Source organism: Streptomyces sp. NPDC052682, assembly GCF_040678435.1.
In the GTDB taxonomy this organism is placed as follows: domain Bacteria; phylum Actinomycetota; class Actinomycetes; order Streptomycetales; family Streptomycetaceae; genus Streptomyces.
On record NZ_JBFATS010000002.1, the window covers coordinates 470,958 to 483,951 of the forward strand.

A 12,994-nucleotide genomic window follows, 5' to 3' on the forward strand; every position below is an offset into this window, starting at 1 on the left:
ATCCAGCCCTCCTCCTCATCCGTCGTACGGTTCTGCCACCGGTGCTTTCTTCGCCCGGTGACTGCCCTCCTTGCACCCCGCGAACGGCCCGGTGGGCGAGCGGAGTTCGGCGAGTACGGGGCCCAGGTGGTCGCGGTGCCACACGGCCGGGCCCGACGCCCCGGCCGCCGGGTCGGTGTACTCCTGCCAGGCCAGCCACAGGGCGTGCAGACGGGCGACCGCCTCGAGGTGTTCCCACCAGCGGGGGCACCAGGGGTGGGAGGACGTGGCTTCGCGGCCGTAGACGGGGAGCAGCAGGTCGCAGACCCAGACGGCCAGGTTGCGCATCTCCTCGGCGTAGTCCTCGCCGTCCAGGTAGAGGATGAACGGCGGTGCGGCTGCGGGGGTTTCCTCGACTGTGGTCATCGCACGGCCCTCTCCACGGCACGGGCAGTGATGGCTTGCACTTCCGCCTGGGCGGCGGCCTGGATGCGGTCGGCGCCGGGTTCGGCGTACCAGGGGCGGAGTCTGATCAGGGCCGGCCGGACGCCGGTGGCCAGCAGCAGGGCCGTGCCCTTGGGCAGGGCGCGGATGCGGTCGGCGGGCAGGATGCGCTCCAGGCGGTAGGAGGTGGAGCGGGAGCGGCCGTCCTTGCTGCGGGAGACGCTGACCGTGGACACGTCGTGCTCCCCGACGAGGCGGGAGACCTTCTCGACGAAGTCCGCGTCGTCCAGGCCCGCGCCCAGCAGCTTGATCGTGGCCGCGCCCCACAGCGCGTCCATCCCCGCCTCGCCCCACACCCGTACGCCCTGGCGGTAACTCTGCAGCAGTGTCACGATGTTGATGCCGCGCGAGCCGAGGTGGGAGTACAGGTCGGGCAGGTCGGAGATGCGGCAGACGTTGGCGGCCTCGTCGAGGACGGCCGTCATCGGCGGGTCCAGGCGGCCGCCCATCCGCTCGGCGGCGACCACGCCCGCCCGCAGCACCGAGTCCGCCGCGGCGGCGATGACGCCCGCGGCCGAGCCGCCGCCGTCCTTCGACAGCAGGTACAGGGTGTCGCGGGACAGCACGTGCTGCTCCGGCAGGAACTGCGGTACGGCCTCGTCCGGGGTCACCCAGGCGGCGATGGCCGGGTCGAGGAGGCAGGCCACGCACTGGCGGGCCGTCTCGTAGATGCCGTCCCGGGTCTCCACGGCCCCCTGGATGGTGCCCTGCAACTGGTCGGCGAGCGCCGGCATGGCCGCGTCGCGCAGCAGGTCGATGGGGGTGCGATCGGCCGGGTCGGCGAGCCACGCCAGCACCTCCGCGACCCCGCGCCCGCCACGGTTCGCGGCGTGGAAGAGGGCGGTGAGGGTGTTCTGCGCCGCGGAGATCCAGAAGTCCCGCTTGGAGGCGTCGTCGTTGACCGCGCCGACGAAGTGCCCGGCGAGCCGCCGGGCGCCCTCGATGGTGGCCGCGTCGGCGAGCATGTCCCACCACATGGCGCGCGGGGTGTGCGCGATGCCCTGCGGGTCGAACACCCAGACCCGGCCGACGCGTTCGCGTTCGGCGCGGGTGACGCTGTAGACGTCGGCCTTGTTCGACGTCAGCAGCACGCTGCCCTGGGCGCGCAGCACACGCGGTACGGCGATCCCGGTGGACTTGCCGGCCCGGGGCGCCATCAGGTCCAGCTCCACGTCCTCGTAACTGGAGCGCAACTCGGGCCCGTTGGGCTCCAGGTTGCCCAGGAGGTTGCCGGTCTCGTCCGGGTGCAGCCTGGCCGCCTTGGACAGCGACGGGCGCAGGGCGCGGGCCCGGGCGGCGGCCCCCTTGGGCAGCAGCCCGGCCAGTTCCCGGCGTCCGGCCAGGCCCTGCGGGCGGGCAGTCCGGCGGCGTACGAGGACCACCAGCGCGACCACGAGGGCGACGAAGCCGCCGAACACCGTCGCGATGCCGGCCGTCACCGCGCCGCTCGACGCCTGCGGCCACAGGGGCGCGGGGCCCTGCTCGACCAGGGTCGCCAGGGTGTCCAGGGAGAACGGCGGCGGGTTCCAGCCCGCGCCGCTCACCGCGGCGCCCAGCGTGCCGCCCAGCCAGGCGCCGCCGAAGGCACCGCCGACCAGGACGGCCGCACCCGGGATGATCCAGGGCAGCAGGTCGTCGCCGGGGGAGTGGCCCTTGCGTGCGGGGCGTGTGCTCATCTCGCCGCCTCCGTCCGCTTGACGAGGTTCAGTTCGTTTCCGGTCCAGCGGGTGTTGGTGTTGTGCAGCGCCCGTTCGGTGTCGGTGATGGACACCTTGATCGGGATGCCCGGACGGCCGCCGACCTTGATCAGGAAACGGCCCCGGCCCGGCGGCTCCTCATGGCCGCCGGTGCTGGCCCAGCCGGGCGGCGACGACCAGGACGACACCAGGTCGACCTCGCGCTCCGACATGCCGACGATCTCGCCGAGCTCGCGCATCTCGGTACGCGGCAGCCCCGCGCACACCACCATCCCGGCCCGCTCCACGAAGCCGCGGGCCTTGGCCCGGTCGGCCTCGCTGCCCAGCGCCTCGGCGTCCTTCAGAGTGTGCGTGATCTTGGCGTCGCCCAGACCGAGGGAGCGGTTGAGGCGGGTCAGGGCGTCGATCCGCTCGACGATGCCGGAGGCGGCGCGCAGCGGCCGCCACAGCTCGTCCAGCACGGTGAAGAACCAGCGTTGCGGGGCCAGCCCGGCGTCCGCGAGGGCGTGCGCGGCGGCCACCGTGCCGAGCCCGTCCGACCAGGCCGCCAGCATCGCCGCGGCGGTCAGCTGGGTGTCGGCCTCGCCGATGCGGGAGATGTCCACGCACACGGCGGGCGCGGCCGGGTCGATCCGCGTCGAGGTCTCGGACGCGAACGTGTCGCCCAGCGGCCCGTCGAGGACACCGAGCAGCGAACGGTGCAGCGGGTCGACGGCCTCCTGGTAGCGGGCCACGTTGCCGCGGTCCAGGGTCACCGCGCGCACCCGGTCGGGTCCCTCGTCCAGTACGCGCAGCAGGTCCGGCAGGAGCGGCGCGCGGCCCGGCTCGGTCCGCTCGGTCAGGTGGTGCAGGCACGCGGAGAGCACCGACTGCTCGTGGTCGTCCATCGGGCGGCCCCGCACGATGGTGATGAGCGCGGCGACCATGTTCAGCACACGGCCGTGCGCCTCCGCGGCCAGCACCCGCCCGCGTTCCCCGCCGACGCGCACCGAGGCCTCGCCCATCGCGCCCGGGTCGAGCACGTTGATGCCGCCCACCCCGCGCCCGATGGAGATCACCTGGCCGCCCAGCGCCCGGACGGTGTCCGCGTAGTCCGGCTTCAGGTCGCCCAGCACCAGCGGAGTGACCCCGGTCGCCGCCATGCCGATGAGCATCCGGTTGACCAGCGTCGACTTGCCCAGGCCCGGCATGCCGAGCATGAACAGCGACGGGTTGGAGATGTAACGCGCCCGGGTGAACCAGGAGATCGGGTCGCCGCACACGGTCGCGCCGGTGTGCAGGTGCTGCCCGAGGGGCACGCCCGTCATCGGCGCGCCCGACCCGGCGGCGAACGGCCACAGCCCGCACGCCTGCACGGTGGTCGCGCGCCACATCGCGGGCGGGTCGACATGGCCGACCTGGCCGCCGCCGGGGCCGTACCAGCCGCGCGGCGGGGCGACGGCCGGCCGGGCCGGCCGCTGCTGCCTGCTCTTGCTCACAGCGCCTCCCTGAGCTGGTACGGAACGAGCGTGTGCTCCCACGGCAGCAGGCCGACGGGCAGCGTGCAGGTGAAGGCGGAGGCCTGCATCCGGTCGGCCGGGCGCATCAGGATGCGGGAGGACGCCTGGAGGTTGCGCACGGTGATCGCCGCGTCCTGCAGTTCCTCCTCGCTGTCGACGGTCACCGTCACCATCATCGAGAACTCCACCAGGCCGGCACCGGAGGCCTCCTCGGCCGCCGTCTGCTCCGCCGCCCGCACCTCGGAGGTCGCGCGCGCCTGGACCAGGCCGCCCCGCGAGCTCGCCATGAAGTGCGCGGCGCGCCGGTCGGCCTCCACGATGCGGGCCGAGGTCGCCGGGTCGATCGGCCGGTAGACCAGGGAGACCCGCTTGCGGCGGGTGCCGGGCGCGGGCTCCAGCAGACCGCGCAGCACGCTGGAGCGCACGGTGCCGCGCGGCGCGAGCGTCAGCAGCCAGGTGCGCGAGACACCCGAGTCGTGCTTGTACGCGCTGACGGTCTCCACCGCGGCCGCCGGGCCGGCGTCGTCCCACTCCAGGCCGGTGGTGGCGTGCTCGGCGCGGGCACTGAGCACGTCCGGCGCGACGGCCGGGTCGTACGCCACCCGCACGATCTCGGCGATGCGCTCGGCCGACAGCGGGTAGGCCGCGCCGCCGCCTGCCGCGACCAGCCCGGACAGCAGCCCGGGCAGCCGCATCGACAGGTCGGTGACCACGTCGTCGACGTCCCGCTTGGGCCCGCCGGCCGGGCCGTAGGTGAGGGCGACGTACGTGTGCATCTCCGAGGAGGCGGTCGGGTAGCGCTCGACGACCTCCTCCATCACGGCCCGGGCCGCGGCCGGGGCGTCGGGGGAGATGCGCGGCAGGACCTCGGCGGCGAGCCGGGTGCCGGTGTCGGGGGCGGTCTCGACGACGACCTGGGCGCCGCGCAGCCCGGGCTCGTGGGAGAGCCGGGCCAGCCAGTCGCCCCAGGACGCCACCCAGATGTCGACCTGCTCGGGGTCGACGAGCGAACCGCCGTCGGGCTCGCAGGCCAGCACCACGGTGTACAGGTTGCGGCCGGGGTGGTGGATCACGCCGAACGGACGGTCGTAGGCGTCCCGTCCCTCGTACATCCGGGTACGGGCCAGCAGCCCGGGCGGCTGGAACCGGCCGCCGGGGCGCCGGGAGAGGGGACCGGAGACGTAGGTGGTGGAACCGTTCGCCTTGCGCCGCAGCCAGCCGATGCGGACGGCGAGGACCTGGTAGACGTTGCGGCCGTCCACGGTGCGCAGCGCCAGCGGCGCGAGGAAGAGCGCCACGGGGACCAGGACCACGACCGCGGCCTTCAGGGAGACCAGCGAGGCCAGCAGCGCCACCAGCAGTCCCGCGAAGGCGACGACCGTACCGAGCAGGCCCAGCGGGCCGAGACCGGGGCGGCGCGGACGCCGCCAGTTCCCGTACGTGGGACGCGTCATGGCGTCGGTGGACATGGGTTTCCTTCTTCCGGCTTCCGGCTTGGAGCGGGCGGGGGTGGGGTGGGTGGGCAGGCGGGGCGGGGTGGGGCCGGGTCGGCCGTCCGGCTCCGGGGACGGTCACGTTGGGTCGGGGCGGGGCCGGAGCCGGTCGCCCGGCTCCGGCGGTGGGGCGGGCTACTGGTTGTGGCCCTTCATCCCGTCGTTGTCGTCGAGGGAGTTGGCGACCTCCGTCGCGGCGGCGAGCTGGGTCTGCGCGACGGCCGCGGCGGCCTGGACGGCCACGGACACGCCCGCGGTGGCGGCACCCGCGGCGGCCCCGCCGGCGGCACCGGCTGCTCCGGCACCGCCCGCGCCTCCGGCCGGGGCTCCGGCACCGGTGGAGGGCGAGCCCTTCGGGCCGGCCGCGCCCCCGCCTCCTCCGCCGCCACCACTGCCGGCGATCGCTCCGGCGGCCCCGCCGGCGATGCTGACCGCTCCGCTGGCCAGGTTGTTGACGGCGTTGAGGGTGACCGTGCCGCCGGACGTACCGCCCAGGGCGGCCGTGGCCGGGACGATCAGCTTCAGCAGGGCGGGAAGGGCGAAGACCGACAGGATGAGCATGCCCATGCCGGCGATGGTCTGGTTGAGGTTCCCGGCGCCGTTCTTCTGCTCGTCCGCGGTCTGTGTCAGGGCTGTCGCCGAGTAGATGATCAATGCGGCGGCGGGTTTGTAGAGCAGCCAGGCCGCGAGCCAGCCGATGTGTTTCTTCCACCAGCCCTCGCCCCACCCCGTCATGGAGGAGACGGCAGCGAGCGGCAGGGTGCCCACCAGCACGATCAGCACGCCGATGCGGATGTACATGAGGCAGATCTGCACGAAGGACGACAGCATGACGAGCAGACCGAAGACGAGGATCAGGCCAGACGCATTCAGACCGATCACACCCAGCATCTTGCTTGCTCGTTCACCGAGGTCGGATCTCGCGTAGACGTCTTTGGCGTATGCGTCGGATGCGTCGGAGAGGGCCTTTACCACGGGTACTGCGAGTCCACCGATCAGAAGGACTTTCCACATTCCCAAGAAGGCCTGCTTCATCGGCTGGCCTTTTCGGTCGAGGGCCATCTTGATCGCGGCGATGAGCAGGCTCCCCACGGCTATGTAGCCGACCAGCCAGCTGGTCACGTCGTGGATGTCCGATGCGGCGTTGCTCGGGTTGCCGAGGGAGATGTCCATCCACACGCCGTTGAGGGCCTTCAAGGTCTCTGCGGCAGCCTGTCCGATCGCCTCGGCGAAGGCCTCCACAGCACCGCCGGCGACGACCTTGCCGCCCTCTTTGAAAGGGGCTTCGATGATGTCTCCGAGGCAGTCGGTGACGCCCCCTTCACATATTGCCATCTCAATCCCTCCAGGTGACGAAGCCGTTGGTGCTGTTCACCTGCGACGTGCCGCTGTAGATCGTGCCGTGCGAGTCGGCGACGATCTTCCAGTCGCCGTCTTGCCAGCGCAGTGTCATGGAGACTGCTCCGTAGCGACCTTCGCTCGGTTTTCCGCCCAGGAGTGTCAGAGTTGTTTCCCTCTTGTTGTAAGAGAGCACCGAGAATCCAACGAAAGTGACCTCGTCCGGCCGACCCGAAACGGACTTGTCCTTCACCGTGGAACGCTTGGTGATGTAAGCGTCACGCCCTGCCCCCGGTACGAACTGCCGGTCGACGACCTCACGCCACCCCGGGTAGGCGAGGTGGCCGGTAATGGCGTGGGCGGCGAACACCGCGCCCATCGGCGTGTGGGCGTAGCAGTACCAGACGGGGCCGTCGAACTTCAGGGGGCCTGCGCTCTTGGACGCTGGCGTCAGGCCGGTTCCAAGGGCTTTCCAATAGACATCTTTCGGTGCCGCCGTCGGCTTCTCCTGGTCGCTGTCGTCGGTACGGCAGCCGGCGGGCCGGCTGTCCTGGCCCCCCGCACCGCCCCCCACACCGCCGCCCTGGCCGGTGCTCCGGCTCGGGCTCGGAGAGCCGACGGCCCGCGGTGCGCCGCCGTCGTCCCGGGTCATCAGGGTGAAGACGGCGAGCACGACCAGCACCAGCAGGAACCCGGCCGACAGGATCCAGCCCCGCTGCTGCCAGAACGGCTGCTCCCACTCCCCGCTGCCCCCGCGAGGCCGGCCGGAGTTCAACATGTCGGTGCTTCCCTTCTGTCAGGATCCGGGGGCGGGTCAGCCGAAGACGAAGGTGACGACAGGGCCGGCGGTGGCCACCAGGACGCAGCCGCCGAGGACCATCCCCAGCCGGCCCATGTGCTCCGAGCCCTCGCCGCGGCGCATGGAGATCGCCATCATCGCGCCGGTGATCAGTACACCGGCGACACCGGCCGCGGTACCGGCCCAGGCCAGGATGCCGAGGACGGTGTCGACCTTGTCGGTCAGCGCGCCCGGGGCGTTCCGGTCGGGGTCGGGGACCTTCCCGTCCGCGAGGACGATGCCCTGGTGGACCTTGGCTGCGAGCGCCTTGATCATGAGTTCTCCCCCATGCGGGCCGAGTTGCCGGCCCTGTGCGTGTGTGTCAACTGCGTTGCGTTGTAAGGGTGATGTAAGCCTTGCGGCTGAAGTGGCGGGAGGGCAACGGCCGTAGCGATCTCCCACCACACGGTGACGTGCTCGTGACAAGCAGACGCCGGTGTGTGCTCCGCCGCGCTCAGCGGCTGGTGTTCCAGAAGGTCGCCAGTCCGACGAACTCCACCAGGGGCCCCGCGGCGGCGGCGACGACGCACGCCCCCATCACGATGAGGTACTCGCGCAGGTGCTCCTCGGCGTCGCCCGTCTTCACGGCGATCGCCATCCGGGTGCCGACGATCATCAGCCCGGCCACCCCCGCAGCGGTGACCAGCCAGGCGAGGTAGCCGAGGACCTGGTCCAGCGGGGTGGTGACCGACGCCGGCGGGTCGTACGCCAGGGCGGCCATCGTCAGGGCGGCGTTCATCGGTCGCTCCTCGTGTGTGTGCCTCGGGCGGGCGGGTCGGCGGTCAGGCCCGCGAGGGCGGCCGTCTCCCGGGGCGCCGGGCCCGTGATGTCCCCGGTGCGCCAGGCGGGCACCCAGGGCACCCGGTGGACCTGCACCACCGAGCCGATCACCTTGACCCGCTGTTGCAGTGCGCGGGGCAGCCGCCCCGGCGCGTCCGCGACCAGCACGACCGCGACCAGTTCGAGGCCCGGCGGCTGCTCACCGCGCCGGAACAGATCGAGCGTGCGGGAGACGGCCTGCAGCCCGGCGGCGTGCGTACGGGCCACCAGCAGCACGGAATCCGGCTCCCCTTGCTCGGGCCGGGGCCAGGCTCGGCCCACGTCGACCCCGCCGAAGACCGCCGCCAGCGTCGAGGTGCCCGCACCGCCGTGCGCGGCCACCCAGGCCACCTGACGCCGGGCGAGGGGCGCTTCGGCCGGCTGGGCGGGCGGCGCCTGCTGCTCGGCCGTGACGACAGGACCCCGGATCCAGATCTCCGGCCCCATGAGCGCGCTGTCCGGCACCGCCCTCACTCCCCCCGTGTCTGACCAGCGGTTTACCGCTCGATCATCTCTGATGACGCCGTGACAGGTAACGCCCTGTGAGGCTCTGGGACGACTTTGTGACGTGCTGGTGACGCACCCTCAGCACATCACCGGTGAGACTCAACCGGTCCAGAGTCACCGGGACTTGACGCTGAGGGGAGCGGATGTCGAAGAGCGGGGGAGGCGCCACGGCCTGGGTGGTCGGGGGCGGGATAGCCGCCGTCATGATGCCGGTGATCATGATGGTGGCGGTGAGCGGCGACGTGGACGCCCAGGCCGACGGCGACGGTGTGGGAGGCGGGCTGAAGAGCGGTTCGGTGCCCGCGCAGTACGTGCCCTGGGTCCTCAAGTCGGGCGCGCAGTGCGACGTGATCAAACCGGCGGTCATCGCGGCCCAGATCGAGGCCGAGTCCGGCTGGAACCCCAACGCCAAGTCACCCGTGGGTGCCGAGGGGTTGTCGCAGTTCATGCCCGGCACCTGGAAGACCTGGGGCCGGGACGACGACGGCAACGGCCGCGCCTCGCCCTACGACCCTGGGGACGCGATCATGGCGCAGGGCCGGTACGACTGTGCCCTGGCCCGGCAGGTCGAGGGGTACAAGAAGCGCGGGAAGGCCTCCGGCGAGACCCTCGACCTGGCCCTCGCCGCCTACAACGCGGGCCCGGGCGCCGTGGAGCAGTACCACGGCATACCCCCGTACACCGAGACGCAGAACTACGTCGCCCGCATCAAGTCGCTGATCCCCAAGTACGCGTCGGTCGACGACGCGCCGGGCAAGATCCCGCCGGGACAGCAGATGGCCCTGCCGCTGCCCGGCAAGCCGCAGGTCACCTCCCCGTACGGCATGCGCATGCATCCGATCCTGCACGTCTACAAGCTGCACACCGGCATCGACTTCGCCGCCCCGGCGGGCACGCCGTTCAACGCCGCCCGGGACGGCAAGGTGACCTTCGCGGGCTGGTCCCGGGGCTACGGCAACCGGGTGGTCATCTCGCACGGCACCATCGACGGCCGGCAGATCTCGACGACGTACAACCACATGTCGTCCCTCAACGTCGCCGTGGGCCAGCAGGTCAAGGTCGGCCAGCGGGTCGGAGCGGTCGGCTCCACCGGCTACTCGACCGGCCCGCACGCCCACTTCGAGGTCATGCAGGACGGAAAGTACGTGGACCCGGCACCGTGGCTGGGGTTGAAGTAGTGGACGGGACGGGTCTGGACGGGCTGCCCCGGGACGGGACAGGTGAGGGGGACACGATGAGGACCGCACGGACGGCAGCGCCTGCGCGGACGCGTGCGGGGGCGCCGGCGCGGAAGGGCTCCGGGGTGCCGGCGGGCCGGCCGGCGGCGCGGTGGCCGCGCGCGGGGGCGGGTTCGCCGCGTGCGGCGCACCGGGCGGTGGCCGTCCTGCTCGCCTCCGTCACCGGCCTGGCCGTCCTGACGGGGTGCGGGCTGCGCGACCTCAGGGACGACCCCGCCGGGCAGGCCGGCCCGTCGGCGTCCGCGGAGCCGTCCGTGGCCCCCAAGGCACCGGTGCCCTCCGGCAGCCCGCTGGGCCCCGACGCACACGTGGCGACGCCGGGCTCGGTGGACGACGAGGACGCCACCGAGGTCTCCAAGGCCTGGGCCGAGACGGCGTACAGCTACGACACCAAGTACGACACCAGCCCGCACGACGCGATGCTGCGCTCCGCGCGCTGGTTCACCCCGCGCAAGGCCGCCGCCGAACGGTCCTACCGGCCCGCCAGCGGCCCCGGCGACGACTGGAACACCTGGGCCCGGCACCGTGCCTGGACCACGGTGACCGTGAGCAGCGAACTGGAGGACGACGCCCCGCGCGACGGCGCGAAGGTGGCCTACCGCTCGCTCGTCGTCGAGGGCACGGCGCACGGCCGGGACGGCTGGACGGGCCGGGGGCCGCGGCTCAACGCGTACGTGAAGCTGGTCCGTTCGGCCGCCGGCCGGCCGTGGCGGGTGGACGACGTGGCCGTGGTCGAGGCCGCGGAACCGCCGAGTCCCGTGCCGTCGTCGGTTTCGGCGTCCGCCTCTTCCGCTCAGTGAGGGAACCGATGCCCAGATTCATGCGCGGCGCGAACCACGCGAACAGTCGGCCGGAACCCGGGCCGGGGCTGACCCCCATCGACGTGCGGGTGTCGGCCGACGGGGCCGCCACGGTGGGAGGCCACCCCGTCGTGGCGGGACCCGGCGAGTCGGTCCAGGAGGCCGTGCTCAACTACCTCCACCGCCTGGCCCAGGCCACCGGGCATCCCGTCGCCGCGACGGTCGACGACGACCGGATCGGCTTCCGTACGCCCATCCAGGTCGCGGCGGACGGGTCGAGCCGGTACGCGGGGGAGCCGGTGCGGCTGGCCGTGCGGGGCGGCGTGGAAGCGGGTGCCGGCGCCGGCGTGGGGCCGGGTGTGCCCGGCGAGCGGGATCAGGAGCGGGCTGTGTCGGCTCCGGCCGTGGTGGAAGGTGGCGTGGCGGCTCGGCCCGTCGCCGGACCGCCGCAGGCCGGCGAGGCAGCCCAGCCCCGCCGGGACAAGGCCACCCGGGTGCTGAGAGCGGTGCCGGATCCGGCACCCGGCCCGGAGGTGACGCCCGATCCGGCACCTGGTCCGGCCGCGACGCCCGTTGCGGCACAGGCCCCGGTCGCGGAGGTCCGGCCGGTGGCCGGTGCGGCGCCGGTCGGCGAGTCCGCGCGGCCCCAGCCCACGCCCGTGCCGGCGCCCGCCGCCGAGACCGCGCCGGGTCCCGGTGGCCGGCCCGGGGCGGGTCCCGGTGCCCAGCCCGCGGGGGCCGAGCGGACGCCCGTGCCCGTGCAGATGGGCGAGCCCGGGGCGGCCCCTGCCGTCCACCCTCCGGCCATCCAGCCGACGGCCGTGCCGAGGCCGGTTGGCGAGTCGGCGCCCGGTCCTGTTGCGCAGCCCGTGCCGTCCCAGGCGACGGCGGTTGGCGAGTCGGCGCCCGGCCCTGCCGTGCAGCCCGTGCCGTCCCAGGCGACGGCGGTTGGCGTGCCGGCGCCCGGCCCCGTCACGCAGCCTGCGCCGCCCCAGCCCACGCCCGTGCCGGTGCCGGTGCCCGTGCCGGTGCCGGTGCCGGTCGAGCCCACTCCACCCCCCACCACCCAGCCCACCCCACCTGCCGCCGCACAACCCACCCCGCCCCCCGCCGCACAGCCCGCTCCCGCGGGCGGGGCCGTCGCCGCCCGGGTGCCGGCCGGAGGTACCGTGCCCTCCCTGCTCGCGGAGCCCGTCCAGCGGATCAACGAGGCCGTGGCGATGGGCCGTATCGAGGTGGCGGCGGCCATGGCGGAGCAGACCATCGCGTCGGCGTCGCAGGCGCTGGGAGCCGAGCACGCCGAGGTGCTCCAGCTCCGGGAACTGGCGGCTTACATCGCCTACTTGGCGGGCGACGCCCGACGTTCCTTCGCCCTGTCCATGGAACTCGCCCGGGTGCGCATGCGGCAGAAGGACCCGCGCGCCTACACCAACGTGCAGGGCGCGGCCGCCGCTTGGCGAGCCCTGCCGGACCCGTCGGAAGGGCTGGCCCTGGGACGGGAACTGATCGGCCTGTGGAGCGAGCTGGCCGTCGACGGCGGCCCCGCCGCGGCCGACACCGGCCAGCTCGAGGCGGCCCGCGCCCGCATGGGCCGGTTGACCGAACGGGCCCGCCTCCAGTCCGCCGCCCCCTCCACACGGAGCCCCCATGCCCATGGCCAGTGACCCCGTTGCCCGGCAGCCCGACGCCGCCGCGTCCACCCGGCCGTACGCAGCCGGGGGCCGCCCGGCGGCCGCACGGCGCCGTTCCCCGCGCGTGCGCGTCGAGGTGAGCGTCAATGAGCTCACAGGCACAGTGAGTTGGCGCACCATCAGGCCGGAGGCCCCCGTCGGCGCCCGCGGACGGTCCCGGAGCGAGACGCCGTACGCGGTCACCCCCTCACGCCGTGAGCAGGCCGCCGCGCTGCGCTCGGCCGGCCTCGACCCGGCACGCGCCCGTGCCCGCGGCGCCGCGCCGATCATGACGCACCCCGCGGCCGTGCGCACCGCGGCGAGTACGCCGGCGGAGGCCCTCCCGCCGGAGCAACTGCACCGCCACCTGGCCCGGGTCGGCGCGCTCCGCTCGCAGCTGGCCGGCGACCTGGCCCGCGGCACCCGCATGCCGTCGGCCGTGGCGGCCCGGCTCCGCTCGGCCGCCACTCCCGGCCGCGTGCACGCCCTCTCGGCCCAGCACGCACAGTCCGTCCGGGCTTCCGGCCGTCAGGTCCTGCCCGCCGCACCGGGACGGAGCCCGCGCAGGTAGCCCGTCGTCTGGAACGAGCCTGTGACGTCCCGGTGACGTGA

Annotated in this window: 13 protein-coding genes; 4 read left to right on the plus strand and 9 right to left on the minus strand. The window is 73.8% G+C overall.

Going from position 1 to position 12,994, the window contains the following annotated elements; translation table 11 throughout:
• Positions 1–15: 15 nt before the first annotated feature.
• From AB0K80_RS04630 to AB0K80_RS04670, 9 genes are all read right to left on the minus strand, one after another.
• Entirely contained in the window at positions 16–405 is a 390-nt protein-coding gene (locus AB0K80_RS04630) for a DUF4913 domain-containing protein (protein WP_365665737.1), read from the minus strand.
• The gene (locus tag AB0K80_RS04635; RefSeq protein WP_365665738.1) at positions 402–2,159 is read right to left on the minus strand and encodes a TraM recognition domain-containing protein; all 1,758 of its coding nucleotides are present in this window, start codon (positions 2,157–2,159) and stop codon (positions 402–404) included. Before AB0K80_RS04635 ends, AB0K80_RS04630 begins: the two co-directional genes overlap by 4 nt.
• Positions 2,156–3,658, minus strand: a complete 1,503-nt coding sequence (locus AB0K80_RS04640) for an ATP/GTP-binding protein (RefSeq protein WP_365665740.1) — start codon at positions 3,656–3,658, stop codon at positions 2,156–2,158. Before AB0K80_RS04640 ends, AB0K80_RS04635 begins: the two co-directional genes overlap by 4 nt.
• The gene (locus AB0K80_RS04645) at positions 3,655–5,148 is read right to left on the minus strand and encodes an SCO6880 family protein (RefSeq protein WP_365665742.1); all 1,494 of its coding nucleotides are present in this window, start codon (positions 5,146–5,148) and stop codon (positions 3,655–3,657) included. Before AB0K80_RS04645 ends, AB0K80_RS04640 begins: the two co-directional genes overlap by 4 nt.
• A 159-nt stretch (positions 5,149–5,307) precedes the next feature.
• Positions 5,308–6,507: a hypothetical protein gene (locus AB0K80_RS04650; protein WP_365665744.1), complete on the minus strand. Its 1,200-nt coding sequence runs from the start codon at positions 6,505–6,507 to the stop codon at positions 5,308–5,310.
• Between the two features lies 1 nt (position 6,508).
• The gene (locus AB0K80_RS04655; protein ID WP_365665745.1) at positions 6,509–7,288 is read right to left on the minus strand and encodes a hypothetical protein; all 780 of its coding nucleotides are present in this window, start codon (positions 7,286–7,288) and stop codon (positions 6,509–6,511) included.
• A 36-nt stretch (positions 7,289–7,324) separates the two neighbouring features.
• The gene (locus AB0K80_RS04660; protein WP_365665747.1) at positions 7,325–7,624 is read right to left on the minus strand and encodes a hypothetical protein; all 300 of its coding nucleotides are present in this window, start codon (positions 7,622–7,624) and stop codon (positions 7,325–7,327) included.
• Positions 7,625–7,802: 178 nt separating this feature from the next.
• Positions 7,803–8,087, minus strand: a complete 285-nt coding sequence (locus tag AB0K80_RS04665; protein WP_365665749.1) for a hypothetical protein — start codon at positions 8,085–8,087, stop codon at positions 7,803–7,805.
• Positions 8,084–8,614, minus strand: a complete 531-nt coding sequence (locus tag AB0K80_RS04670; protein WP_365665859.1) for a DUF6668 family protein — start codon at positions 8,612–8,614, stop codon at positions 8,084–8,086. Before AB0K80_RS04670 ends, AB0K80_RS04665 begins: the two co-directional genes overlap by 4 nt.
• Positions 8,615–8,817: 203 nt before the next feature.
• On the opposite strand from AB0K80_RS04670, the gene AB0K80_RS04675 reads away from it, so the two are divergent.
• From AB0K80_RS04675 to AB0K80_RS04690, 4 genes are all read left to right on the plus strand, one after another.
• Positions 8,818–9,852 carry a peptidoglycan DD-metalloendopeptidase family protein gene (locus tag AB0K80_RS04675; protein ID WP_365665751.1) on the plus strand — a complete coding sequence of 345 codons (1,035 nt, stop codon included), beginning with the start codon at positions 8,818–8,820 and terminating at the stop codon, positions 9,850–9,852.
• Between the two features lie 197 nt (positions 9,853–10,049).
• Complete coding sequence (locus tag AB0K80_RS04680; RefSeq protein WP_365665753.1) at positions 10,050–10,712, plus strand: hypothetical protein; 663 nt, start codon at positions 10,050–10,052, stop codon at positions 10,710–10,712.
• A gap of 8 nt (positions 10,713–10,720) precedes the next feature.
• Complete coding sequence (locus tag AB0K80_RS04685) at positions 10,721–12,376, plus strand: hypothetical protein (RefSeq protein ID WP_365665755.1); 1,656 nt, start codon at positions 10,721–10,723, stop codon at positions 12,374–12,376.
• On the plus strand, positions 12,366–12,953 hold the full coding sequence (locus tag AB0K80_RS04690) for a hypothetical protein (protein ID WP_365665757.1): 588 nt from the start codon (positions 12,366–12,368) through the stop codon (positions 12,951–12,953). The genes AB0K80_RS04685 and AB0K80_RS04690 overlap by 11 nt, the downstream gene beginning before the upstream one ends.
• Positions 12,954–12,994: the final 41 nt, after the last annotated feature.